Source organism: Synechococcus sp. KORDI-100, assembly GCF_000737535.1.
GTDB lineage: Bacteria > Cyanobacteriota > Cyanobacteriia > PCC-6307 > Cyanobiaceae > Parasynechococcus.
This window is the reverse complement of the sequence record NZ_CP006269.1, coordinates 1,307,009-1,331,922: the sequence shown is the minus strand read 5'-3', so window position 1 is coordinate 1,331,922 and position 24,914 is coordinate 1,307,009. Positions and strand designations below refer to the sequence as shown.

Annotated in this window: 26 protein-coding genes and 1 tRNA gene; 7 read left to right on the top strand and 20 right to left on the bottom strand. The window is 62.6% G+C overall.

The genetic code is table 11. From position 1 onward, the window contains the following. Positions 1-3: 3 nt before the first annotated feature. The 10 genes from KR100_RS06815 to KR100_RS06770 form a co-directional block, all read right to left on the bottom strand. Complete coding sequence (locus KR100_RS06815; RefSeq protein ID WP_038544294.1) at positions 4-345, bottom strand: phosphomannose isomerase type II C-terminal cupin domain; 342 nt, start codon at positions 343-345, stop codon at positions 4-6. Next, positions 345-1,898, bottom strand: a complete 1,554-nt coding sequence (locus KR100_RS06810) for an ATP-dependent RecD-like DNA helicase (protein ID WP_038544292.1) — start codon at positions 1,896-1,898, stop codon at positions 345-347. The genes KR100_RS06815 and KR100_RS06810 overlap by 1 nt, the downstream gene beginning before the upstream one ends. Continuing rightward, a complete protein-coding gene (locus KR100_RS06805) occupies positions 1,895-5,482 on the bottom strand; it encodes a UvrD-helicase domain-containing protein (protein ID WP_038544290.1) in 3,588 nt (1,195 codons plus the stop codon). Before KR100_RS06805 ends, KR100_RS06810 begins: the two co-directional genes overlap by 4 nt. 87 nt (positions 5,483-5,569) lie before the next feature. Beyond that, on the bottom strand, positions 5,570-8,800 hold the full coding sequence (locus KR100_RS06800; protein ID WP_038544289.1) for an exodeoxyribonuclease V subunit gamma: 3,231 nt from the start codon (positions 8,798-8,800) through the stop codon (positions 5,570-5,572). Then, positions 8,794-9,471 carry a metallophosphoesterase gene (locus tag KR100_RS06795; protein ID WP_038544287.1) on the bottom strand — a complete coding sequence of 226 codons (678 nt, stop codon included), beginning with the start codon at positions 9,469-9,471 and terminating at the stop codon, positions 8,794-8,796. Before KR100_RS06795 ends, KR100_RS06800 begins: the two co-directional genes overlap by 7 nt. 87 nt (positions 9,472-9,558) lie before the next feature. Continuing rightward, the gene (locus tag KR100_RS06790; protein ID WP_038544286.1) at positions 9,559-9,900 is read right to left on the bottom strand and encodes a hypothetical protein; all 342 of its coding nucleotides are present in this window, start codon (positions 9,898-9,900) and stop codon (positions 9,559-9,561) included. Between the two features lie 85 nt (positions 9,901-9,985). Continuing rightward, the gene (locus tag KR100_RS06785; RefSeq protein ID WP_038544284.1) at positions 9,986-10,951 is read right to left on the bottom strand and encodes a hypothetical protein; all 966 of its coding nucleotides are present in this window, start codon (positions 10,949-10,951) and stop codon (positions 9,986-9,988) included. Positions 10,952-10,964: 13 nt separating this feature from the next. After that, positions 10,965-11,144: a hypothetical protein gene (locus KR100_RS06780; RefSeq protein WP_038544282.1), complete on the bottom strand. Its 180-nt coding sequence runs from the start codon at positions 11,142-11,144 to the stop codon at positions 10,965-10,967. Between the two features lie 214 nt (positions 11,145-11,358). Continuing rightward, the gene (locus KR100_RS06775) at positions 11,359-11,679 is read right to left on the bottom strand and encodes an MgPME-cyclase complex family protein (RefSeq protein WP_038544280.1); all 321 of its coding nucleotides are present in this window, start codon (positions 11,677-11,679) and stop codon (positions 11,359-11,361) included. Continuing rightward, the gene (locus KR100_RS06770) at positions 11,676-12,425 is read right to left on the bottom strand and encodes a pyridoxine 5'-phosphate synthase (protein ID WP_038544278.1); all 750 of its coding nucleotides are present in this window, start codon (positions 12,423-12,425) and stop codon (positions 11,676-11,678) included. Before KR100_RS06770 ends, KR100_RS06775 begins: the two co-directional genes overlap by 4 nt. Positions 12,426-12,503: 78 nt before the next feature. Here KR100_RS06770 and KR100_RS06765 point away from each other — a divergent pair, with 78 nt between their 5' ends. The 4 genes from KR100_RS06765 to grxD are packed head-to-tail and all read left to right on the top strand — an operon-like array spanning position 12,504 to position 14,399. Continuing rightward, complete coding sequence (locus KR100_RS06765) at positions 12,504-13,205, top strand: 1-acyl-sn-glycerol-3-phosphate acyltransferase (RefSeq protein ID WP_081858880.1); 702 nt, start codon at positions 12,504-12,506, stop codon at positions 13,203-13,205. Positions 13,206-13,235: 30 nt separating this feature from the next. Next, a complete protein-coding gene (locus KR100_RS06760) occupies positions 13,236-13,766 on the top strand; it encodes a hypothetical protein (protein WP_038544276.1) in 531 nt (176 codons plus the stop codon). Positions 13,767-13,800: 34 nt separating this feature from the next. Beyond that, positions 13,801-14,064, top strand: a complete 264-nt coding sequence (locus KR100_RS06755; RefSeq protein WP_038544274.1) for a BolA family protein — start codon at positions 13,801-13,803, stop codon at positions 14,062-14,064. Positions 14,065-14,075: 11 nt separating this feature from the next. Further along, positions 14,076-14,399 (top strand): Grx4 family monothiol glutaredoxin, encoded by a 324-nt coding sequence (grxD, locus tag KR100_RS06750; protein WP_038544272.1) that lies wholly within the window; start codon positions 14,076-14,078, stop codon positions 14,397-14,399. A gap of 71 nt (positions 14,400-14,470) precedes the next feature. Here grxD and KR100_RS16920 read toward each other — a convergent pair whose 3' ends face one another. Together KR100_RS16920 and KR100_RS06745 are read right to left on the bottom strand one after the other, a co-directional pair. Continuing rightward, entirely contained in the window at positions 14,471-14,599 is a 129-nt protein-coding gene (locus tag KR100_RS16920) for a hypothetical protein (protein ID WP_255347497.1), read from the bottom strand. Between the two features lie 90 nt (positions 14,600-14,689). After that, the gene (locus tag KR100_RS06745; protein WP_038544270.1) at positions 14,690-14,962 is read right to left on the bottom strand and encodes a DUF6761 family protein; all 273 of its coding nucleotides are present in this window, start codon (positions 14,960-14,962) and stop codon (positions 14,690-14,692) included. Positions 14,963-15,083: 121 nt separating this feature from the next. On the opposite strand from KR100_RS06745, the gene KR100_RS06740 reads away from it, so the two are divergent. Next, positions 15,084-15,803 carry a response regulator transcription factor gene (locus KR100_RS06740; protein ID WP_369793840.1) on the top strand — a complete coding sequence of 240 codons (720 nt, stop codon included), beginning with the start codon at positions 15,084-15,086 and terminating at the stop codon, positions 15,801-15,803. A gap of 54 nt (positions 15,804-15,857) precedes the next feature. On the opposite strand, the gene KR100_RS06735 is transcribed toward KR100_RS06740, so the two are convergent. The 7 genes from KR100_RS06735 to KR100_RS06705 all read right to left on the bottom strand — a co-directional run bounded on the left by KR100_RS06735 (position 15,858) and on the right by KR100_RS06705 (position 20,999). Beyond that, a complete protein-coding gene (locus KR100_RS06735; RefSeq protein WP_156097965.1) occupies positions 15,858-16,475 on the bottom strand; it encodes a hypothetical protein in 618 nt (205 codons plus the stop codon). Further along, a complete protein-coding gene (locus KR100_RS06730; RefSeq protein ID WP_038544264.1) occupies positions 16,382-16,906 on the bottom strand; it encodes a hypothetical protein in 525 nt (174 codons plus the stop codon). The genes KR100_RS06735 and KR100_RS06730 overlap by 94 nt, the downstream gene beginning before the upstream one ends. Before the next feature lie 4 nt (positions 16,907-16,910). Then, positions 16,911-17,195 (bottom strand): hypothetical protein, encoded by a 285-nt coding sequence (locus tag KR100_RS06725; protein WP_038544261.1) that lies wholly within the window; start codon positions 17,193-17,195, stop codon positions 16,911-16,913. Between the two features lie 33 nt (positions 17,196-17,228). After that, positions 17,229-18,785 (bottom strand): carotenoid isomerase, encoded by a 1,557-nt coding sequence (gene crtH / locus KR100_RS06720; protein ID WP_038544259.1) that lies wholly within the window; start codon positions 18,783-18,785, stop codon positions 17,229-17,231. Further along, a complete protein-coding gene (trmFO, locus tag KR100_RS06715) occupies positions 18,782-20,155 on the bottom strand; it encodes an FADH(2)-oxidizing methylenetetrahydrofolate--tRNA-(uracil(54)-C(5))-methyltransferase TrmFO (protein ID WP_038544258.1) in 1,374 nt (457 codons plus the stop codon). Before trmFO ends, crtH begins: the two co-directional genes overlap by 4 nt. A 33-nt stretch (positions 20,156-20,188) precedes the next feature. Then, positions 20,189-20,311 (bottom strand): photosystem II protein Y, encoded by a 123-nt coding sequence (locus KR100_RS16520; protein ID WP_038548183.1) that lies wholly within the window; start codon positions 20,309-20,311, stop codon positions 20,189-20,191. Between the two features lie 181 nt (positions 20,312-20,492). Continuing rightward, positions 20,493-20,999, bottom strand: coding sequence for a gamma carbonic anhydrase family protein (locus KR100_RS06705; protein ID WP_038544256.1), 507 nt, complete (start codon positions 20,997-20,999; stop codon positions 20,493-20,495). An 84-nt stretch (positions 21,000-21,083) separates the two neighbouring features. On the opposite strand from KR100_RS06705, the gene KR100_RS06700 reads away from it, so the two are divergent. After that, a tRNA-Lys gene (locus tag KR100_RS06700) sits at positions 21,084-21,155 on the top strand. 297 nt (positions 21,156-21,452) lie between these two features. On the opposite strand, the gene katG is transcribed toward KR100_RS06700, so the two are convergent. Further along, positions 21,453-23,639, bottom strand: coding sequence for a catalase/peroxidase HPI (katG, locus tag KR100_RS06695; RefSeq protein WP_038544254.1), 2,187 nt, complete (start codon positions 23,637-23,639; stop codon positions 21,453-21,455). Between the two features lie 103 nt (positions 23,640-23,742). Between katG and KR100_RS06690 the strand changes: the two genes are divergently transcribed. Continuing rightward, entirely contained in the window at positions 23,743-24,897 is a 1,155-nt protein-coding gene (locus tag KR100_RS06690) for an NAD(P)-binding protein (protein WP_038544252.1), read from the top strand. Positions 24,898-24,914 lie beyond the last annotated feature (17 nt).

The following is a 24,914-nucleotide window of genomic DNA, read 5'->3' as shown; positions in this document are numbered from 1 at the left end:
CCCCTAACTTATCACTCTCCCGTAATCATCCTGCAGACGCTCGATGTCGTCCTCGCTGAGCAAGCTGCCGTGCTGAACCTCGAGAATCATCAGATCCTGCTCGCCACCCCGGGCTCGATGCACAGCACCGCAGGGGATGGTGAGCATCAGACCCGGGTTGGCGTTGTGCCATTGGTCGTCACAGAACAGGCCGCCATCACCGGACACCACAGTCCAGCTTTCACTGCGGTGATGGTGCCGCTGCAGGGAAAACTGACAGCCACGACGGACCATCAGGCGCTTCACCTTGTACCCAGGTGCCTCCAGAAGATCCTCGTACCAACCCCAGGGACGCTCCACCCGCATCAGGTCGACGTGGATAAGAACAGATCCAGGCTGACACGGGCCCGTGTGATCGCGGTGTAGAGCAGGCAGCTGTCGTAGGCGCTGTCCTGGCCATCCCCCTGGGGCCACAGCACACCCACGGTGTCCGCCTCACTGCCCTGAGCACGGTGGATCGTGAGCGCCAGGGCCGGCTCCAACGCTTTCAGACGGGCCGGATGCAGACGCCGGACCTGCTGCTCTCCGTCCGGGCCGATCACACGGAACAGCACACGCCCCTGCTCGCCGGCACCCAGCTTCACGCCGAGATCCCCATTGGCCAGCCCCAGCTCCGGCTGATTGCCACCGCAGATCACCGGCACCCCTTCGCCCCAGGCCATCGGATCATTCCAGGCGGCGGCGCCCAGCAACGTTCGATGCACGTCGTTGAGGCTCCAGGGGCCCTGTCGACGCGGGCAGAGCAGCAGGTCCCGCTCCAGCTCCCGCAGCAGCGGTTCAGCGGCCTGCTGCAGCTCATGCTCCGGTCGATCGACCAGCCCCTCGGCCAGGGTCGCCAGGCGCCGATGGCGCGTCTGCCAGCGCTCGCGCACCAGTGGCGGCAACCGCTGCAGCCTGGCCTCAACCACGGTCACGTTGGCCTGGCTCGGCAAACGGTCCAGCTGCTCACGAAACGCAGGCAAACCGCCCTCACGAAGGGCCCTCGCCAGGTCCGCCAGGGCGCCGCGGTTGCGATAGGTGCGTTGCAGATGAATGGCGGCCGATCCGAACTGTGAGCGGATGGCCGGGTCCTGCAGGCGGTGCCAGACGGCGCCGCTGCCAATCGGCGGCAGCTGGGCCGGATCACCCACCAACACCAACCGACAGGACGCCGGCAGGGCCTCCAGCAACGCCGTCATCAAGGCCAGATCCACCATCGACATTTCATCGATCACCAGCAGATCCAGCTCCAGCGGACGCTTGCGGTGGCGACGGAAACCATCACCGGAGGCCTCCAGCCAGCGATGCAGGGTGAAGCAGGGAACGTCCTGCAACCGTGGCCGAACCGCATCGGCCAGACGCCTTGCCGCCTTGCCGGTGGGCGCTGCCAGACCGGGGCGCAATTCGGGATGACGAGACGTCGCACGCTGCAGAAGTTCCACGACAGTGCTGGTCTTTCCCGTCCCAGGTCCACCGCTGAGCAGCACCACCGGCGCCTCATCCAGCGCCATCACAGCGGCCTGCTGTTCCGGGTTGAGCGTGTCCGCAGAGGACGTCACCGGCCGGGCTGGCGGCAACAGCGGCTGGGTCCTGACCAGGAGCTGCTCCACCACGGCCTGCATCGACTCCAACCAGCGACGCCAACCGATCCGTTGCCCCTGCAGCAACAACGGGGAGGCTTCGCCATCGAGCCAACCGCTCCGGGCAGCGGCTGTCCGCCGTTCCAGCGTGAGCGGCAGATCCAGCTCACCGCGTTCGAGGGCCTCGATCAGCTCCAGGCTGAGCCGTTCGAGCTCCGCCCCATCAGCCTCAGGTGGCAGACGGCGCCGCAGGGCGGCATGCACCGCGCCGGCAAACGCTGCGGGCCAGCTGCTGCTCATGGCTCAACCTCCTGCAGCATCCGATCAAGAGCAAGCACCCGTTGCAGGGGAGCCGGTTCAACGATGCGACCCGGACCCTGGGCCCCCTGCTCGAACCCCTCGGCCCCGGGCATCCCGCGCAGAAACACATAGACGTAGCCGCCGAGATGACGCTCCGGTGCATAACCGGGCAGCCGCCAGCGAAGGTGGCGATGCAGGGCCACAAGGTAGAGATGGGCCTGCAGCGGGTAGTGATGATCAAGCATCTGCGCCTGCATCGCTGCATCGTGATAGTGGCGGGGACCGCAACGGCAGTTCTCACCGGCCAGTGCCCTCTCGCCGATCCAGTTGCTCTTCCAGTCGGCCACCCACCAGCGGGCCTGATGAGGGTCAGGGGCATCACTGAAGACCAGATCGATCGAGCCCGTCAGGAAGCCGCGACTGTTCACCTGCAGGGTCCGCAGCTGGGGGATGTAATCGCTGCCGAAGCGCGCCTCCGGATCCAGGCGGAAGGCGTCCACCAGATCCAGGGTGCGGGCCTGCTGCACCGGGAGATCGAAACTGAGCTCATGGAGACGCCGATCGGGTGAGAGTGTCTGCAGGCTGATGTCTCCCAAAGGGCCGCCCAGGGGCGTGCTGAGCACCTGTTCGAGTCCCAGCTGCACCGCCGAACTCCAGCCCGGATCCAGGCCGGCCCGCTGCAGCTCCTGTTCAATCAACTCATTCTCGAGAGACCCCTGCCGCCGCGAGGACGGTTGAAAGGGCAGCTCCTCAAGGATGCGATGCAGGCAGTCTCCGGCGGCCGCGCCCCGGGGGAAGTCCGCCAACGGCCCCCGCTCGGGCCAGCGCTCCTGGCCTGCGTCGAGTGCATCCACCGCTGCCGGGTCCTGATCCCGGCCCTGCTCGATCAGGGGGTCGGCCGCCGGTGAGGCGATCCAGGCGGAATAACTGGAGCGGCCCCAGCGGCGATCGATCCTCGCCGGCACGGCTCCCAGGGCGAGCGGATCCTGGGGCTGCGGCGGACTCCAGCGTTGAAGACCCGGCTCCTCCGGCAGCGGCTCCACCGTGAACGGCAAGACGCGCATCCGGTCCTGCTCGGGATCGCCGTCAAACAGCCAGTCCTGCAGCACCGTCCGCTGGCCACTGCAGCGAGCCCACACCAGCAGCAGCTGGGAACGGGCCCGCGTCACAGCCACATAGGCCAGCCGTTCAGCCTCCGCCACCTCATCGGCATGGCTCTGCTGCCACAGCCTCCAGCCGGCACCCCAGTCGCGGCTCAGGGCAATCCGCCAGCCCGCGTCACCCCGGTCACGCCAGAGCGGTCCGAACAGGTATCGCGCCTCCTTGGCCCCACGCCACAGATAGGGACAGATCACCACGGGGAATTCCAGGCCCTTGCTGCGATGGACCGTGACGACGGCCACGGCGCTTTCGGCCAGATCACTGTGGGGTTCACGGGCGTCCGGCACGGGAACCGGAGGATGCAGGCGCTGCCGACGCAACCATTGCGCAGCGCTGGAGACGTCCAGACCCTGACGGTGCATTTCCTCCTGCACCAGACGGCCCGCCTGCTGCAGGTCGGCCAGCAGGCGACCGCGTTCGGAAAGATCCGCCATCCGATCGGCCTCCAGCAGGTCCGCAAGACAACCGAGCAGACCCACACGGGGCAATTGATCGGCCCAGAGACGCAGACGCTGAGCCAGCTGATCGAGCTGGTCATCCTCAACCGCCCGCCTCAGCGCCTCGGGACGCCAGCCGAGCAGCGGAGATGCCGCCAGCAGCCGCAGACAGCGATCGTCTCCAGGGGCTGCCAGGGCATCCATCAGCCGCTGCAACACCCCCGCTGCTTCGCTCTCGAAGACGTCGCCCTGAGCCACCAGTCGGGTGGGAACTCCCCGCTCGGCCAAGGCGCGACGGAGATCCGCAGCCTGGTCGTGCCGGCTCACCAGGATGCACAGCTGTGACGGGACGAGCCGCGGCCGATCGCTCAGCAGGCGGATCACCACCTCCGCAAGCTGCGCTGGCAGCAACTCCTCCACAGCCGTTCGGCTGGTCTCTGCGTGTCTCTCGTGGATCAGCACTTTCAGGGGCCATTCGCCCTCCGGAAGCTCCGCCGGCTCCCGGTCGCTGCAGGCCCTCACCAACGGCACGTCAAGGCCTGAGCAGGGCAGGCCGGGTTGCATCAGGGCATTCAGCCCAGCCATCAGGGGCTCCGTCGTCCGGAAGTTGTCGAGCAGATCGTCGATCCGATCCACCTGGTCCCGGGCGCGGCGGTAGGTGTCCAGATCACCCCCCCGGAAGCGGTAGATCGCCTGCTTCGGGTCTCCAACCAGCAACAGGAATCGCGAGCGATCGGCAAAAGCGCTCTGAAGCAGACGCCACTGGGTGGGATCGGTGTCCTGAAACTCGTCCACCATCACCGCTCGGTACCGCTGACGCAGTGGTTCCAGCCAGGCCGCCTCGCCAGCTCCGGGATCCATCTCAGCCAGGAGACCGGCGAAGCTGATCACGCCGCTGCGCCGGCGACGGTCCTCCAGAGCCTGAAGGCCGCGGCGCAGGGCATATCGCCAGACGCGCTCGATCGGGCCATCCCAGAGATCCGCAATGGCTCGCTGCAGCTCCGCTGCCGCCAGCGACGGGTCCTGTTCACCGCATTTCCGTGCCGTTCGGCACCAGACGCCGGGATGGAAGTAGTCGTGAAGCGGCTTCTCCAGGCCGCGGATGGTCATCAGATCCGGGGTGCCTTGCTGCGCCGCGATCCATTGATCGACCTGGGCAACGCGGTCGGTACGGGGTGAGGCGCTGTAGGGCGTGGTTTTGAACGTGAGGGCCTTCCACTGGGTTGCCGCGGCTCGGAAGGCCTGCTCGAGAGCAGCGCCATCCCGCATCCAGAGCGTGAGGAACAGCTGCCAATCCGTCTCGATCGAGTGCTGCAGCTGGTCGGCCAGGGGCTGGTCGGGAGACAGATCCTCCGCATCGACGGCAAGCCGAGCCTGGGGGTCCCCATCCAGTCCGCCCAGGGCAGCGCAGAGGCCTTCAAAGGAGAAGCCGGCCTGCTCCAGTCCCGCCAGCTGGCCAAGCGGCAGCGAGAGCAGTTGTTGCTGCCAGATCTCCTGAACCACCTCCTGCACCAGGGCCGTGGAGTCGGTCTCGAGTTGCAGTTGCATCGCTGCGCCGCTGCTGATCGCCTGGCGCCGAAGGCTGCGGCGAGAGAAGCCGTGAATCGTGGTGATGTCTGCCGCATCCAACTGCTCCAGAGCCAGAAGCAGACGACTGATCCAGTCGCGGCGGTTGCGGTCGTCGGGGCTGTCGCGCCACCAATCCTTCAGGACTTGATCCGCTTCCGGTAGGGGCTGCCGCCGCTCGAGGGCCTCGAGCCCCAGCAGGGCATCCTGCAGCCGCCGGCCGATTCTGGATCGCAACTCCGCCGCGGCCGCATCGGTGAAGGTGACCACCAGAAGGCTGTCGAGCGGCATGGCCGCTTCCGTGATCAGCCGCAGGCTGAGATGGGCAAGCGCAAACGTCTTGCCGGTGCCGGCGCTGGCCTCGAGCAATCGAACGCCAGCATCGAGCGGGTAGGTGTTGGCGTCGAAGCGCTGGGTCATGCCTTTGGACGATGGCCCGATTCTGATCAGCCCGTCATGCAGAGCCTGGCCGTCAGCTCTCCAGCTGGTCGTTGATGGCTCCCCAGGTCAGGCGCAGAGGGCCGCCAACATCGGCCGGTAGAGAACCTCACAGGCCTCATCAAAGCCCGGTGACTCGAGCAGCAGATCCGCTTCAGCTCCAAGGCCGAAACAGAGCTGTTGGGCAGGACTGTCTCGTTCCTTTCGCCAGCGTTCGGTGAAGGCCCTGATCCCGCTGCCGGGTTTGCTGTGCTCCCTGGCCATCCGCACCCAGCCACTGTCAGGGGGCACGGGCCAACAGCGAAGCTGCCCCTGCCGTGCCAACCGCTGCAAGGACGTCAGTTCGGCTGCCGCCTGTTCCGGATCAAGCCGGTCCCATTGCACCTGGACACTCGCGCCGTCCCCCCGGTCGGCTCGCGTGATCACGGCAGTCCCTTGAAACGCCGATGGGGAGAGGGCAGCACCGCCCGCTGACAGCTGCAGATGCTGCAGCCAGGCCGTCATCAACGGCTTGGCACTGAAACGACTCGGTTTCGCGACGACATGGATCGGTCCGGCAAACAGCTGGCTGCCCTGCCGACGCGTGGGCCCAAAGCCACGCAAACAAACCAGCAGCGCCTCAAGACGCTGCCGCAGCACGCCAGCCTCCAGGGCAGCACCGGAGCCCGGCGGCAACACGCCCTGACCGACCAGGGCCGTTGGCCAGTCCGGAACAACCCCCGCCAACAGGTGATCCTCGAGATCCTGGTCCAGGAGCTGGAATTGCTGCAGAGCGCTGAGCTCCAGAGCTTCAAGATCAGCAACGGGATCTGAGCGCTCGTTGCCGTTCAGACCCAGCTGACGCAACCAGCTGGCCTGGGGGTCGAGCAGCCACTGCAGCAGAACCTCATCGGTAAGAGCGGGCTGTTCATCCCTCTCGTCCGGAGGCTGCCAGGCCAGGGGCAGGGCCAGGCCCGGCGCGCCGGCAAGTGGCTGCTGATCAATGGACTGCTGATCGATCAGGCGGCGGGCCTGCAGATGGCGGCGATCGCAGCTGAGCGGAGCAACGGCATCGGCGACCCTGAAATTGCTGCGGTCCAGAGGGTTGGGGTCGGGCTGAATGCAGAGCCCCGCACTGGCCTGATCGCCAAGCTGGAGCGTCAGGTCGTGGAGCCACTGTTCCACCGGTGCGGCAGGCGGACGGGGCTCACCGGTGTGCTCGTTGCGGCCGCACCAACTGATCATCAGGTGATCCCGCACCGACATCAACGCCTCAAGCAGCACATATCGGTCCTGGTCGGCAGCGCGGGGATCACCGAGCCAGCGTTTCTGCTCCAGCAGATGAAAGCCAGGCCGTTGATCGGTACGGGGAAAGTCACTGCCATCGAGACCCATCAAGACGATCACCCGGTGAGGGATCGCCCGCATCGGTTCAAGGGCACTCACGGTGAGGGAGCCGCTGCGATGCCCGAAACGGCCGCTGTCGACGGAGAGGGCTTCGGTCAGCACCTCCCGCGCCACACCAACCTCGAGATCGTCCGTGAAGGCGCCGGCCCGCTGCTGCCAGTCGGCCAGGGCAGCGCACCAACACTGATGCTCGTAGCTCCAGTCCCCACCGTCGCCAAACAGGTCCTCAAGCAGCTGCCGCAGCAGATCTGCCCAAGAGGCACAGGAGCGCGATTGCCGCAGCCGCTGCATCCAGCTCAGCAGTCGATCCAGCACGCTCCACCAACGCACCAGCCGCTGCGGCTCGAGATCCTGATGGAAGGGAGCGGCCCCACCGGCCGCCAGACCATCCCGCTGGGGCAGAACCAGACCCAGCAACCAGCGATCCAGGCACCAGCGCAGGCTGTGGGTTTCATCACCACTGCGCTCCTGAGCATCCAGCCCCCAGCGGAAGCCTGTCTGCTGAAGAATCCGCGTCATTGCACCGGCCTCGTCAGCATCGAGATCCTGCTGACGCTGCAGAGCTGGATTGGCCAGCAGTCGCTCAAGTCCGCTGGCGGTGAGGCGACCCGCCGCCAGCTCCAGCAGCTCCAGCATGGCCATGGTCAGTCCAGGGCTGCTCTGCTGGCTGCGATCGGTGAGCCGCCAGGGAAGATCGAGCCCGATGGCATCACGATCGTTGAAGACCGAGCTGAGCCAGGGGGCATAGCGGTCGATCTGGGGTGTCATCACCAGAACATCCCGTGGTTCAAGCGACGGATCAGCCGCCAACCACTGCAGAACGCGATCGCGGATCAGCTGCACCTCGCGCCATGGGCCTGGAGCCGACTGGAACAGCAGGGAATCGTCCGCAGGACGTCGCGTCAACGGTTCGGCTTGATCCGGCTCAACCAGCTGCTGCTGAAGCTGTTCCAGCAGCGACGGGGAACGGCCTGCCGAGCGGGCCATCGTGACGGGATCGGCGAACAGATCGCCCTCCCGCAGCTCTCCCAACTGGCTCTCGCCGCTGCCCTCGAGAAGCTGCTGAAATTCAGCCCCCATGCGGCCGAGGGTCGCCTCGAGCCTCGGCGCCTGCTGCAGCCAAAGGCCATCAGGAGGAACGGTCCAGGCATCGCCGAGCTGCTGGCGACGGGTCCCGCAGCGCTGCCAGAGGTCGCGGCACGGGGTCAGCAGATACACCTGAACATCAACGCTGCCGGACAGGGCCTGGATCAGCTGCACCTGGACCGGTGCCAGGGAGCTGATGCCGAACATGCGCAGCACAGGCGGCAACACCGAGGCATCCACCGCTCCGCTCCGCAACCGCTCAACGGCGGCCTGAACCTGCCAACCAAAGGGCTGACGTGGCAGCGCATCAGCCAGCTGTCGTGCCAACAGGGGCTGCCAGTCGCCATTCCCATCTGCGGCCTCGACCCATCGCTGCAGAGTTTCCGGCCGATAGAGGGCGTAATCGTCAAAGGCATCGGCGATGGCGCGTGCCAGTTGCCAGCGATCACGGGTCAGACCCGACGCCGCGCCCGATCGTTGCTGCAGCCAGTCCCTCAACGGCGCCGCAGCGGGCTGTTCGAGCAACTCCGGCAACAGGTCAAGGACGGTCCAGACCAGCGTCGTGGCGCGCCAGGGATCGTCCTCACGATCAGGCAGATCCAAGAGCGAGCGAACCAGTTGGCGGAAGCGACTGCCGGGAAAAGGGAATCGCACCAGCGAACTGATGCCATTGGCAACGGCCAGCTGCTCACCCAACCAGCGACTGGTCGGCCAGGTGTTGACCAGCACCTCCACGGTCTCGAAGGGACCCGGGCGCTCTTCAACCAGTTGACGGGCCAGCAACGTGGCCAGGAATTCCGCTCGGTTGCTCCGGTAGAGCGTCAGCAACGACCCGGATCTCCAGCCACCAACGCCGGACGACGGGGTCCAGCCTTGCTTCGCGTCAGCGGGGCTGCCGAACGGGCTCCAGGAACCTGAACGATGGCGTCGGTCTCCGGGCAGAAGGCGGTCAGAAGGCCGCCATAAACAGCACCGGTATCGATCAACACGATGCGGCCGTAACGCTCAACCTGGGGCCGTGGGGTGTGGCCGACCACCACCAGACCGAAACGGCCGTCGTACGACTCCCAGAAGGGGTCCCGAATCGAGAGGTCTGGCTCACCGCTGCTGTTGAAACCTGCATGGGTGGCACTCCAGCCATCAGCCCGAAAAACGAACGGAAGCTGACGGAGACGCTGCAGCCACTGCTGGGCACGCTCTTCACCCAGCTGCCTGTAGGTATCCAGCTTGAGCAGCTGCTGGGTCTCGTCCTGACCAGAGGACTCCAGGGCATCGATCAGCCTCTGCTCGTGATTGCCTCGCAACCAGGTGGCGCGGCGCTGGGTCACCAGGTTCCAAACCAGGTCCATCGTGGCCTCGATGGCGGCACCGCGACTGATCACATCGCCGAGAAAGACAAGGTGATCCCCGCTCGGAAGAACAGCCAGAAGATCGAGCAACGACTGGTGGCAGCCGTGCACATCACCGATCACCCAGTTGCGCGTGCTGGAGGCCCTCACAACAGACGACTGACTTAACAGATTCTGAACCGGCAGGGTTGGGCTGTCAGCCGCGGGTCGCCCCGAACAAAGCAACCAGCTGCGGCATCAGAACAGACCGAGGAAGCGCTTTCTTTCCGGCGCTGCCTGCTGAGGGGCTTCGTTGCTGGAGTCCTTGGCCTTGTCCTGGCGGTAGCGCGGCATGGCATCCCCCACCGTCACCAGTGGATCGTTGTTCTTGAACCAGATCCAGTCGCGGATCGGTGGTGTTTCCGTGAGATCACGTCGCGTCAGACCCAGACCAAGCTTGGCTGAAGCACCGAGCAGAATCTCCACCATCTCGTCTCCATCAGCGCAGGTGGCCAGGGCCTTGTTGGTCTTGACGGCACCATCGAGGGCCTCCACCAGAAGCCCGATCCGCCGGCTGACTGGAAGCGTTCTGAGGTCCACGACTGATTGAATCAGGAGCGGCAGGTTAGATGAAAAACCGACACAACGTCCTGAAGCAAACAATCATCAATTTGGCATTCGTCGGCTAAACGAAATCAGCCGTTCGAATTGATTTCTCCAGCACCGAATCCCGAAGGCCGAGGTCAGCTGGGATTTTCGCGATCAATTCATCCGATCGATCCATCACATCGTTCTGATTGGAGTCGTAAACAATCCCTTGCCAACCTTGCCGGTTGTTCTGGTGAGTATCGATGAAATAATCACCAGCACCCCCGTGCAATTGCATGGAATCCTGCCTGGGGTTGAAATCAGTGATCACCGCATAATCCTTCCTGCCGTTTTTGTTTTTCTTGCCATCGTCATATAAAACACCATCCTCGGTTCCCAGAACAAACACATCTTTGTCCTGACCGCCTGTCATTTCGTCAACCTCCTTCCTCCCTCCACCCATCTCTGGTGCTGCTCCGATGATTTTATCTTTACCGCCACCTCCATCGAGAGTGTCATCGCCGTATGCACCAATCATGGTTTCGCTTTTCTTCGAACCCTTCAATCTGTCTGAAGCACCCGAACCCAACTCAAGATCCTTTCGCTTGTTGAACTTTTTTGCCAAGGCCTTGTAGTCCTTTTTATCCAATTCACTGAATTCAATTTTCTCAAACTCAATATCCGCTTTTTGATCAACCTCGGTCCACTTCACTTCACCCCAATCAATATCTTTGTAATCAGCATCTTTGCCATCCCGATCCAGTTCATCCCATTCCACTGAGGACCATTGAATTTTTTTGGCATCGGATGTCTTGCCTGTCCAGTCCAGCTCCTGCCATTGCACCTCGCCCCAGTCGAAGGACTCCTCGACGGCGCTGTCATCCCAGTTCACAGAGTCCCAGCTGTAATCGCCCCAGTCCTGGTCATCGGCAATCGGGGGGATGGGCCCATCATTGGGAGGCAGAAATGCATTGCCTGTTTCTGGATCGACCGCTGGGGGGTAGCTGCCAGCCGGCACGTCATCGACCGGGCCATATCCATCCTCCGGGGGCTTGGGTGCCATCCCTGTTTCCGGGTCAATGGCTGGGGGGGTAGCTGCCAGCCGGCACGTCATCGACCGGGCCATATCCACCCTCCGGGGGCTTGGGCGCCACACCTGTTGCTGGATCGATGGCCGGAACGTCGGGAGACGTCGAAGGACTCACCGTCAGAGAAACCGTTGGACTGACCATGGGCCCCGGGGTTGGGTAATCCATGGGATCCGGGTAACCCGGATCGGGTGAAGGTTCCGGACTTGGAGCCGGAGAAGGCTCCGGTGAAGGAGACGGCGAGGGATCAGGCGAAGGGGACGGCGTGACGTCCTACATCCCTTCGTGTGGCATGACGCGGATCGGCTCTATCGAAAATTTACTGACAACCCACAGCCGCGACTGACGTCCGGATGATCAAACAAACGACGACATCAAACCGTCAGACATTGCTGGCAAGGGGTTCCTGAATCTCAGCGGATGGCGCCTCGAATTGCCCGGTCACCACGTATTCCAGTCGCAGCTTCAGGAAGGTGATGAAGCTGGCATCCGAGGAAACGACCGCCGCTGCAGGCTGGGGAATGCGCTGATTGAGATCCGCGAGCTGGGGCGCTGATAGAAACGCCGGCTGGCGCACCAGCCAGAAATCAATCTCCTTTCCGTTTTCGGCGTAGTTACGCCGGCGCTCCCTGAGCACTTCGTCGAGCGGTTCCTCCTCGGTGAGAAACCGCTCGCTGGCGGCGACGAAGTGAAACTGCGTCATCCAGGTGCCTGCCCGAACAGAGGATCGAAACGGGGATTCTGAATCAGCGCCTTCATCTCCCGGACAGCTTGTTGCAGACCCACCGCAAGGGCCCGCGCCACGATCGAGTGGCCGATGTTGAGCTCTTCCATCCCCTCGATCGCCGCCACCGGTTCAACGTTCTGATACGTGAGGCCATGGCCGGAGTTAACCCGCAGGCCGAATTGTCTGGCGATGCTGCTGCCCTCCGTGATCCGGGCCAGTTCGAGGGGTTGTTGCGACCAACTGGCCTCGGCATAGGCCCCCGTATGCAGCTCCACCCAGCGAGCGCCACTGCTTCGGCAGGCTTCGAGCTGGCGCTCATCGGGATCGACGAACAGGCTCACGGGAATTCCTGACTCCTGGAGACGGTTCACGGCGTCCGTCATCGTTTCGAGCTGAGAGACCACATCCAGGCCACCCTCCGTAGTGACCTCCTCGCGACGCTCCGGAACCAGCGTCACCATGTCGGGGCCGAGCTTCAGTGCAATCGAGAGCATCTCTTCCGTGGCGGCCATCTCGAGGTTGAGGCGGCTGCGAACGGTCTCCCGGAGCAACCTCACATCCCGGTCCTGGATATGACGGCGGTCCTCGCGCAGGTGAACCGTGATGCCATCCGCCCCACCCAGCTCGGCGAGCATGGCGAACGGCACGGGGTCAGGTTCCACTGTCCGCCTGGCCTGACGCACGTTGGCGATGTGATCGATGTTGACGCCCAGACTGGCCATGGGGACGGCTGTTCAATCGGGATCCTATGCAGTGCCGCTTGAGCGCCGTAGGTTCTCAACGCCAAAAACCGCATCACGGTGCCTGCGGCCCTCGCCAACCGCGAATCCGCCCTTCAGGTGGGCATCGACCCGTTCTGGGCTCCCCTGGCCATGCTGGTCACGCAGGACCTAGCGCTGCGCCTGCAGTTCCGAGAACGAATCGTGCTGCAGCACGATAACCTGCCCCGTTCAGGCCCCGTCCTGCTGGCACCCACCCATCGAGCTCGCTGGGATGCCCTGATGCTGCCGATGGCCGCAGGTCGGCGGGTCACTGGTCGGGACTGCCGCTTCATGGTGACCACCACGGAAATGGGCGGCCTGCAGGGCTGGTTCCTACAGCGCCTCGGTTGCTTCCCTGTGGATCAGGGGCGACCGTCCATGACCACGCTGCGACTGGCCATCGATCTGTTGGCCGATGGCCAGCAGCTGGTGGTGTTTCCGGAGGGACGGATTCAACGGCAGGATCGAGCGATCCAGCTCCACCAGGGACTGGTTCGACTGGCGCAGCTGGCGCAACGACGGGGCGTTCAGGTTCCTGTGATCCCAGTGGGGATTGGCTACGGGCAGGCGCCGCCTCGTCCACTCAGTCGAGCAGCCATCTGTTTCGGAGCACCGATGATGCTGTCTGACGATGGCAGCCGCGAGGCGGGACAACGCTTCACCAAGGCACTGGCGACGAGCATGCATGCAGCTGAACAAGCGGCCCGTGAGGCGGTGGGCCGCCCCTTGCATTGCTTTTAAAGTCCGCGAATTCTTAATGGACCTAACCCGATGGGTTGTCGTTCCTTACTGACGGCTGCAGCACTCCTGGCTGCCTTGGGGTTCACACCAGCGCAGGTGTTGGCTCAAGGAGCTAGTAGCGGTCGGGTTCTGGCGCAGACCACGGGTGGTTTCAACCCCTCATCTGTCCAGTCCCTGATTGACAAGGGCGACGCCGCTGCTGCATCCGGAGATCTCACCACCGCTCGCAAGGCCTACGACGATGCCCGCAAGGCCGCCAAACAGCTGCTGGCGTTCTACCGGGATCTCAGTGGTGCCTTCCGAGGCCTTGATGCCCGCATCCCGCGCGAAATGGACGACAAGGGACGTCAATCCCTGGCCCTGCTGGCGGAAGCCAACCTTCGCCTGGCTGCCCTGTTCCGCCGTCAGAACCAACCGGAAGTGGCCGTTCCCGTGCTTGTAGAGGTGGTGAGGCTGATGACCCCCTCCCAACCGCAGGGACAAAAGGCCTACCAGAGCCTGGTAGAGCTCGGATTCGTCGATACGGAATTCAAAGGTGCCGCCCCCGCTGGCTCCAACTGATCTGTCAACATCAAATAGAGGGAGTTTCCTGCTCATGGTTCAGCCGTCTGCGGTCGAGGCCGCCATTCAGCGCGCCATTCCGGATGCTTCGGTGACGGTGGAGGACCTCACTGGAGGTGGGGATCATCTGCAGGTGAGCGTCGTCTCCACAGCTTTTGTTGGTTTGTCCCGAATCAAGCAGCATCAGCTGGTCTACGGGGCACTTCAAGCCGAACTGGCCAGTGAGGCCATTCATGCCCTGGCGCTCAACACCACGGTTCCCGACGGCTCAACCCCAGACACCACCACTTCCAACTGAAATTCGAATTCATGGACGCTTCCACCCGCAGCCGCATCGAAGAGCTGGTTCAATCCAGCCCGATCTTCGTGTTCATGAAGGGATCAAAATTGATGCCCCAGTGCGGCTTCTCGAACAACGTCGTCCAGATTCTCCACTCGCTTGGCGTCAGCTTTGAGACCTTCGACGTCCTCTCCGACCCTGAGATTCGTCAGGGAATCAAAGAATTTTCGAGTTGGCCAACGATTCCTCAGGTGTACGTGAAAGGTGAATTCATCGGCGGCTCCGACATCCTGATCGAGATGTACAACGCCGGTGAGCTCAAGGAGAAGCTGGAAATCGCCCTGGCAAGCTGACGTGCTGAATTCCTGTTGGCCGCAAGGATCATTGGCCCTTTGATTGCTGTAGGAAATCGCGTTTCAGCTCTTCATAGTTGGTTCATCGGTCGAGGGTCTTCGCAAATATCTGTATTAGATGCTGTAACTAATTCGCCTGAATAATCATCCGTCAATGCCCATCCTGTTGTTGATTTTCCAGCAATATTCAGGCGCTTCATTGAAATGTATGTTCAGCCCATAACCCTGTGGTGCCAATAATTTCTGGAGCCCAGGAGATTCAGAAACAGCCGAAGCGACGGTGAACGTGATCAGAACGCCTCGGGGCGACGCATGTACAGCGTGCTGACATCTCCATCGGGACCGATAAAGCTGGACGGATCAAGAATCCAACGATCGATCAGCTGTTCCAATCGATGCAGGACTCTGGGGTCGAGGGTGGCCGATCGACGCAATGCATGCAGATACCCATCCGCGTAGATACGCAGTTCGGAGGGAGAGTGATAGCGGTCGGTCAGCTCCTGGCAGGCATCACAAATCGACTGGAAATGACGGATAGCCTCAGGATCATCAAGTGCCGTCATCGGAGAGACCGCTGCCTCTGTTACCAGCGTGCCAGGAATTTCGTCTTAGCGTAAGCGCGCCTTAGTCAGTGCCGTGACCTCCACCCCTCGCGACATCACGGCGGAAGCCAGCGATATCAGCATGGCAACCATGTCCTTGCCGAATTCCGGAACAGGGCAGGAACCGTCAAGAGTTCTGGTTGTGGAGCCACACCCCACACTGCGCACCGTGCTGGTCCAGCGCCTGCGCCAGGACGGCCACCTCACTGCAGCTGTGGGCAGGGTCTCTGAGGCTCTGGAGGTGTGCCAGGAGCAGTCCCCTGACCTTCTCGTCAGTGCCGAGCTGCTGGAGCACAGCTCCGCTCTGCGGCTCGCAGAACAGCTGCGCTGCCCGGTCATCGTTCTCACGGCCCGCAGCGGTGCAGACCCCGTGGTGGGACTGCTTGACGACGGTGCTGACGACGTGCTGCGCAAGCCATTCGGCCTCGAAGAACTGGCCGCCCGCTGCCGCACGTTGCTGAAACGGGGACACAGCGGTTTGCAGGAGCGCGTCACTGTCGGACCTCTCGAGGTCCATCTGCTGCTGCGCCAGGTGACCCTGCGTGATCAGCCGGTGGAACTTAGCCCGCGCGAATTCGCCCTGCTCTGCGCACTGCTCATGCCCCCTGGCTTGGTTCGCAGCCGCCAGGAACTGCTGAGAATGGCCTGGCCCCCATTCAGCGGCGGGCCCAGGTCAGTCGACACCCAGGTGCTCACCCTGCGACGCAAGCTCGAACAGGCCGGCCTTGGAGAAGGCGGTGGCATCACCACCGTCCGCCAGCGCGGATACCGGTTCAGCCTCGACAACTTGCCAGCCAGTTGAACTGCCCGCCAGCTGAAGGCCTGGAAGCTCAGGAGCTGCCGGGCTCGATCGGCATCACCGCGACAGGTCTTCGAAGACCTCTTCGAGTTCCTTCTGCATCAGGCCCTGAATCTGAGGCTGAAAATCCAGGCCGATCTGGCTCGCCGCGGGAATCATTTTCAGATCAGCGTCCAGAAGCCTTCGATAAACCGGGTCCGAGCACAACCGCCTCAGACCTTCAAGGTCAGCAGTTGTGTAATAACGCTGAAACAGCGCGATGAACCGCGATTCCACATTCCGCCAGGAGAACACCTGATCGGCCACCCGTTGGAAGCGCTCGAAGATGTCCTGCTTCATGGCTTCGGGCAGCATTGATGCAGATGCGGTGGAGTTGAAACCTGCCTTGAAGCCGGCATCACGGCCAATGGTGAAACGCTCCTCCGCGCGGGTACACGCAAGCGCCTCCCGCACAAGTGCTTCTGAGGGTGGTTGAGCCAGACCGGGATCACCGCTCACGAGCAACAGCCCCAGAACACCGAGTTGCATTGGGATCAACGTCAAACCGATCCGAGCCTGCACGGCACCTCCTTCAGCGTTGTTCAGCCCATCGTTGCTGACACTCGCCAGATCGCCGTCAAAACCTCGGTAATCAGCATCAAGCCGGAGAGAACCGCCAGCACCTGATAGGTCCACGGAGGGGTGAGCCGACCGATTCCAGCAGTGCTGACATCACTGTTGTTCTGAAGCAGCTGCAGAAAACGGTCAAACCGTTCGATCCGTTGGGGCAGGAGTTGATGACGCAGATCCTTGGCTTTGAGGTAGTAGACGGTCCCTCCCTGGCTGGTGCCGACGGGCACGAGGGCTCGGATGTCCGACCAGGGCATCGACCAGCCACGGCGCAGCAACCAGCGAATCCAGACGGGGTAGCGCACCTGGATCCCCGTCATATCCGTCTCCACCTGCTCACTGAGCAGCCCCACCACCAGCACAAGCCCCAGGACAAGCCCCGCCGCCATCGGAAGACGAAGTGATGGGGGTGCCAGAAGCGGCAGAGGCAGGACCAGCGCCAGGTACAGGCTGAGCAGCGTGAAGCGAATCAACGGTGAAAGGCCGAATCGTTCCATCTGTTCAACGATCCTCCGCAGAACCTGGGAGCGGCTCGATCAGCTCGGATGGCTGGAACATGCCACCGAACACTTCAGATTCGCGGCCCTCCCAGAAGCGCCCCAGTCGCATCAGATCCTGATGGGCATCTCGGATCTTCTCGAGATAAGCCTCCGGCGTGAGAGACCCCTTCTCCTCCTTGAGTTTCTGCAGGCGCAGCATCTGTAGATTCCAGGGTTTGCTGAGATCACCGCGCTGCTCGAGATAACGGGCCAGCTCTGCAGCAGAGGGTTCAGGCTGGGAGGTCATTAAGGCTGTGCAGCACTGCGACCCTAATCAGATTCAGGCCGGCAATGCCCACGGATTCAGGCCCAGATCAACGCCAACGCGGTGGGCACAGGCAAAGCCGCTGAAGGCCACGGCGTTCAGCCCCTGTCCTGGAAAACATGAATCACCCACGCAGTACAGGTGGCGCACCCCGGTGCGGTTGAAGGGCATCGGCAGCAGCCCCGGGAGTTGCATCGCTGGGATTGGACCGTAACTGCCCTGGAATCGCCCCAGAAAACGCCGATGACTGCGAGGTGTTCCAATCTCCTGGTGGGTGATGGCACCAGAGAGGCCCGGAAGAATTGCCTCGAGCCGATGGATCAGTCGAGCCGCATCGGTCTCTTTCTTCTGGCTGTACTCCGAAGGGCTTAGCCCCTGCCAGGCCTGCATCGATGACGGCGTGAAGGTGTGAACGATGTGGTGTCCTTCGGGAGCGAGATCCGGATCCAGCAGCGAAGGCATCGAAACGAAGATCACGCCTTGCTCGTCCTCCATCCGCTCCCAATCCTCGAGAAGCAGATGGTGGCAGTGGGTTCCCTCGGGGATCAACGCCGCCCGCACCCCGAGATGGAGCGACAGAAAGGACGGAGAGGGAACGTAACGGCGACGCCAGACCTGTTCCTTGGCTGGTGTGTGGACCGCATCCACCAAAGCCTGACCTTCGGGTTTGGACTCAGCGACATCACCGGAAAACGTGTCCCAGCGGGTGGCATTGGAAATCACCCGCCTGGCTCGAATCGTCTCCCCATCAGCAAGGGTCACGCCCACGGCCTGACCGTTCTCCACCACCACATCGGTCACCCTGGCCTTGTAGCGAATGGCCCCGCCATAACGCTTCAAGCCGTTCACGAGCTTCTCGGCGATCACGCCAACGCCGCCTCTGGGGTAGTTGATGCCCCCGGCATGACGATCGGAGAACACCATGCCGGCATTGATCATTGGCGTGCGATCCGCCGGCATCACCGACCAGCAGAAGCATTCGATGTCGATGAACTTCAGAAGCTGTTCATCGCTGATGTGCTGACGCGCCACCGCACCAACGTTGAACGGCAGCCAGCGGGCGAGGCCCAGACAGGCCAGCGGTGCCTTGAAAAACACCTTGGCGAGGTAGGCCGGATCCTCCAGCGACAGCAGCGGCATGGCGTCCAGACAGTTGAACACCTGCCAACAGGTGTCGTAGAAGCGGCGGATGCCGATGGCCTCGTGGGGGAAGCGGGCCGAGAGGTCAGCAATGAACTGCTCGTAGTTGCGATCCACAGCGATCTGCAGACCGCCTGGCATGTGGTACTCAAGCTGGGAGGGATCGGGGATGGTGTCACAGCGCTCCCCAACATCGGCCAGGGCTCGAGTCAGCAGGTTGGTGTGTCCCTTCTCACCGAAGCCGAAGATCATCGAGGCCCCCACATCAAAGGTGTAGCCCTTGCGCTGAAACGCTCCACCGCTGCCACCTGGAATCAGATAACGCTCCAGAACCAGCACACGTGCACCCTTGGCAGCCAGCTGGCTGGCGGTCACCAACCCGCCGATTCCGGCGCCGATCACAACGGCATCCCACTGCTGCTGGTCGGTCATGCGTGGAGCGGCTGAGACGAACGATTGCGGACAGACTCGAGATCTGTCAGAGCACGATCCCGGTAGGCACCGTAACGGGCGCGTTTGTCGCGGATGCGTTCGGGCAGATCCGGCAACAGGCCGAAGTTGGGTGGCATCGGTTGGAATCTGGCTGTCGGGGCTTCACTCACGAAATGGGTGAGTGCCCCCGCCATGGTCGTGGCGGGGAGATCAATCGGAGCAAGGCCCCGCACCAGCCGTGCTGCATTGGTGCCCGCCAACCAGCCACCGGCCACAGCAGCGGCATACCCCTCGGTGCCGGTGATCTGACCTGCTGCAAACAGGGAAGGGCGATGCCGGAACTGCAGGGTGGGCGTAAGCAACTGGGGCGACTCAAGAAAGGTGTTTCGATGCATCACCCCGAAACGGACGAATTCGGCAGCTGCCAGGCCGGGAATCATCTGGAGGACGCGCTTCTGCTCACCCCATTTGAGATTCGTCTGAAAACCCACCAGATTCCACAAGCGTCCATCGCGGTCCTCCTGACGCAGTTGCACCACCGCATAGGCGCGGCGGGCACGACGCACATCGCGATCGTTCACATCGCCCCAGCGGGGATCCCAGAGACCGATCGGCTTGAGCGGTCCGTAGCGCATGGTGTCTTCACCACGGCGGGCGAGCTCTTCAATCGGCAGACAGCCCTCGAAGAAACTGGCCTGCTCCTGATCGAAATCCTTCAGATCAGCCTGTTCAGCGGTCAGCAGTGCGTCGCGGAACGCGAGGTACTGCTCCCGGTCCATCGGACAGTTGATGTAGTCCGCATCTCCCTTGTCGTAACGACTGGCGCGGAAGGCGATCGCGTTGTCGATGCTGTCGCCGTGCACGATCGGACTGGCGGCATCGAAAAAGTGACAGTCTGCGCGTCCGGTGAAACGGCGGAGATCCTCTGCCAGCGGCTCACTGGTGAGGGGCCCTGTGGCCAGGACGGTGATCCGGTCCGGCGCGGGCAGCTCCTGCTGCTCGCGACGTTCAATCGACACCAGCGGATGTTGATCAAGGGCCTCCGTGAGGGCGGCGCTGTAGCGACCACGATCGACTGCCAGAGCTCCTCCGGCAGGCACGGCATGGCGATCGGCCATGGAGATGACCAGCGATCCGAGCCGTCGCATCTCCTCCTGGAGCAGACCTGCGGCTCGATCACTGCTCAGGGACCCAAAGCTGTTGCTGCAGACCAGCTCGGCGAAATCACTGCTGTGATGCGCCGGAGAGCGCCGAACCGGTCGCATCTCCACAAGCCGCACCGGTATTCCGGCTCGTGCGACCTGCCAGGTGGCCTCGGTACCGGCCAGACCGGCTCCGAGAACAGTGACCCCTGCAGGCTGAGTGGACAAACGGCTGTGGTCCGACAGCCTTCACCCTAAAGATCAGGCGCGGCTGCGTTTGAGCAACATCTGCAGCTGGCCGATTGCTGCTCGACCGATGTTGAATGCCGCCCAGCTCACAGCAGCCAGAACAGGAGCCATCACGAGGAAAAGACGTGCATCGATCCCGAGGACCTGACCGGTTGTGATCACGCTGAAGGCGGAATAACCGACAACCGCGAGGATCAGGACCAGGCCGATCGCGACTCGGACGAAGCTCATGGATGGAACTTGAAGTTCGGCGATCTTACGGACCATCACAAGGAAGCGGGCGCCTGGGTCGAGAAGCTGATCAAATTCGCAGCAATCATTGACGGTTCAAGGCATGGCGCTCCGCCAGTTCGGCGTAACGGCGAGCGTGCTGCCGTTGCTGCTCCACAACCTGTTCGCTGAGGTCACGCTTGGCCTGAGCCGGTATGCCGACCACCATCGTCCCGGGCGGCACATCCTTCGTCACCACAGAGCCGGCGGCGACCAGGGCCCCGGCCCCAACCGTGACACCGTTCAGCACAACAGCGCCGATGCCAACAAGGCAGCCGTCGTTCAACGTGGCGCCATGGATCACAGCCCTGTGCCCAACAGTGACCTCACGCCCGATCGTGACGGGCTGACCGGGATCTCCGTGCAGCACCGACCCATCCTGAACATTGCTGAAGGCGCCGATCCGGATCGCCTCCAGATCACCTCTCGCCACCGCCGTCGGCCAGAGGCTGCTTCCCTCATCCATCACCACATCTCCGATCACCACAGCCGATTCAGCCACCCAGGCAGCGGCATCAATCTGCGGAGTCGGCCAGGGCTCAGCACCGTTCATCGGAGGCTTGTGACAGCCCCCAGTCTCCAGGGCAACTGAGTGATAGTGTCCATGAGTGTCTGTTATGGCACCCCCAAGAGGGGCGGGTCGCTAGCTCAGCGGTAGAGCATCCGGCTTTTAACCGGCTGGTCCTGAGTTCGAATCTCAGGCGACCCATTCATCTCCGCATGTGACACGCCTGCGCAGGCGTTCAAGGTCCCTCGAGCCCGGTCTCCTGAGCTCGAACCATGGCCCTCGAATGAACCCATCAACGCCTGTCCTCAGACAGATCGGATCGCAGGAACGTTGCAGTTGATGTTGCAGTCCACGGATCCGCTGTTATGACAAACAGAATTTCTACCTATATCGGGGTCGCCTGTTGGCTTACTTCATTTTTTTCGCGGTGACCTTGCTGCTTGCCTTGTTTGGGGGACTGATCTCCCGCGTCGCCGCTGAGGAGTACTGGATGTGAGGTCAGCGCAGATCAAATCGATCAAGCTCCATCACCTTCACCCAGGCCGCTAAGAAGTCCTTCAGAAAGGCCTCCTCACCATCCTTCTGGGCATACACCTCGGCAACAGCGCGAAGCTGGGCATTCGAGCCGAACACCAGATCAGCGCGTGTCGCCGTCCATCGCTGATCACCGGATCCGCGACCGCGGCCCGCATACAGCTGGCTGACACCCTCAACGACGCTCCACTCGGTCTCCATATCGAGAAGATTCACGAAATAGTCGTTGCTGAGCTGACCCACACGATCGGTCAACACACCCCGATCGGATCCATCTGAATTGGTGCCAAGCACCCGCAATCCCCCCACCAGAACGGTCATTTCAGGGGCGCTGAGGCTGAGGAGCTGGGCACGATCCACTAGCAACTGTTCCGCCGGCACCTCAAGTCCGGAGCGCATCCAGTTGCGAAAACCATCGGCGATCGGTCGCAGCACCGAGAAGGAGGCTGCATCCGTCTCAGCCTCGCTGGCGTCCATCCGGCCAGGGTGGAACGGAACCACAAGCGTGTGCCCGGCTGCTGCTGCCGCCTGCTCCACGCCGACACCCCCGGCGAGCACGATGAGATCCGCTAGGGACACGCGCTTGCCATCACTGCGGCTGGCATTGAACGACTGCTGAAGCCCTTGCAACACGCCGAGAACCTTGTCGAGCTGGGCGGGGCGATTCACCTCCCAGCTGCGCTGTGGTGCCAGGCGCAGGCGGGCCCCATTCGCTCCACCACGCTTATCGGATCCACGGAAACTGGAGGCTGAAGCCCAGGCCGTGCTGACCAACTCAGAAACGCAAAGACCACTGGCCCGCAGCTGTTGCTTGAGATCGTCGATTTCAGGGCCCTCGATGAGGGGGTGATCAACGGGGGGGATCGGGTCCTGCCAGGTCAACACCTGCTCGGGAACCTCGGGGCCCAGATACAACGATCGTGGGCCTAGATCTCTGTGGGTGAGCTTGAACCAGGCACGAGCGAAGGCATCAGCAAAGGCGTCCTGGTCATCACGGAAACGCCGAGCAATCGGTTCATAGGTGGGATCAAAACGCAGGGAAAGATCCGCTGTCGTCATCATCGGCGGTGACGATTTCGTGGGGTCGTGAGCATCAGGGATCAGATGCTCGTCTCGCACGTTTTTGGGATGCCACTGCCAGGCGCCAGCGGGACTTTTGCCGAGTTCCCAGTCGTAGGTGAACATCATTTCGAAGTAGCCACCATCCCAACGGGTGGGATGGGGTTTCCAGGCACCCTCGATCCCGCTGGAGATGGTGTGCACTCCCTTGCCGCTTTCGTAACTGCTGTGCCAACCCAGACCCTGCTGTTCGAGGCTGCCGCCCTCGGGCTCAGCGCCCACATGGTCAGCGACGGCCGCACCATGGGCCTTCCCAAAGGTGTGACCGCCAGCCACCAGAGCCACGGTTTCCTCGTTGTTCATGCCCATACGAGCAAAGGTGTCACGCACCTCCCGGCCTGAGGCCAAGGGATCCGGGTTCCCCTCGGGGCCCTCCGGATTGACATAGATCAATCCCATCTCCGTCGCGGAGAGAGGCTGCTCCAGCTCGCCCTTGGCATTATGGCGCTGATCGGTCAGCCAGGCGGTTTCCGTTCCCCAGAACACATCGATCTCCGGCGCCCAGATGTCCTCCCGCCCGCCGGCGAAACCGAAGGTTTTGAATCCCATCGACTCCAGGGCACAGTTGCCCGCCAGGATCATCAGATCCCCCCAGGAGATGCTGTTGCCATACTTCTGCTTGATCGGCCAGAGCAACCGACGGGCCTTATCGATGTTGATGTTGTCTGGCCAGCTGTTCAGGGGTGCGAATCGCTGATTTCCATGACCGGCTCCGCCACGGCCATCAGCACTGCGATAGGTGCCTGCGCTGTGCCAGGCCATGCGAATGAACAACGCTCCGTAATGACCCCAGTCCGAAGGCCACCAGTCCTGGGAATCACCCATCAAGGCATAAAGATCCTGTTTCAGGGCCTCGTAATCAAGCTTTTTGAATTCCTCGGCGTAATTGAAGGAGTCGCCCAGGGGATTGGAGGCTGGATGCTGTTGATGAAGGATCGAAAGATCAAGCTGTTTCGGCCACCAATTGCGGTTCGTCGTGCCGGAATCCGGAGTCACGGCACCGGCATGGCCGGAAAAGGGGCACTTGCTCATCAAAACTCCCAAAAAGGGCCTCTGATCTCCACCGTGCACAAAGCGGCTTCGAGAACCTTTTTCTCCCCTGAATCTCTATCTTTTCGCCAGATTTTCAGAGCCAATGAAGCTGGTTGATCTCGCTGTGATCGGTGCTGGACTCGCCGGATGCAGCGTGCTGGCACGTCTCAATCAGCTGGGATTTCACGGCTCGCAGGCACTGGTGGAAGCTGGACGCGGCCCCGGGGGACGGACGGCGACTCGCCGAAGGCGAGGCCATCAAACCTGGAGGCTCGACCATGGAGCACCAGGATTCAATCTCTCCACCCCAGGCAATCCATCCCTGACATCGGTGCTGGCTCCGCTGCGATCCAGCGGAATTCTGAGGCGCGAGTGGGGTGTCTTCGTGGGCCTCGACCATCGGGGCCAATTCGTCGAGGTGCCCAATGAAGAGCAGCTGGGAGGAGAATGGCTGCGCGGCCACCCCGCCATGGCCAGTGTCTGCGAGGGACTGCTGCAGCAAGCCGCTCCGCACCTTCAGCAGGTCTATGGATGTCGCATCCGCTGGCTGGGAAAAACCAGCGAGGGCTGGGAACTCAAAGACGAGGAGGGCGCCGTTGTGCTGAAGACAAAGCGGCTGGTCCTGAGCGGGACCCTGCTCGCCCACCCCCGGTCCCTGGCGATGTTGGCCTGGCCGGACATACCGCTGAGAGAAGCCGTTCCGGCAGGCGTCGATCCCCTGTTTGACGAGGTTTTGAGCGTGCTGAGCAACAGCACTGCATCCGTTCGCTGGAACCTGATGCTGGAGATCAAAAGCCAGGGCAAAGAGGATTTTCCACGTCAGATCTGGCTGACAGCCAAAGCCAGGGAGCGCTGGGGGATTGAACGTCTTGCGTTCCAGAAGCAAGCAGCCTCAGGCTGGGGTCTTGTGATCCACGGACTGGATGACGGACAGGCGATCACACCTGAACGCCAGCCAGGATTAATCGATGCTCAGGAGAAGCGACTTCGCCTGCTGTTGCCGGAACTGATCCAAGCCATTCCTGGACTCCAATCGATGTCCAGCGATGTCAACCGACCTGAGCCCCTGGGAATGATGCGCTGGGGAGCCGCTCAGCCGTTGAATTGGCCGTTACCAAGGAGACTTCAATGGTGCCCTGCCAGCAACATTGGTTTCTGCGGGGATTGGATTGAAGGGCCTGGCTTTGGTCGGGCAGAAGGGGCCCTGGACAGTGGCGTCCAACTTGCCGAACAACTGATCGGCGAATGCCGGACCTGACGATTTCAGGGGAGGGC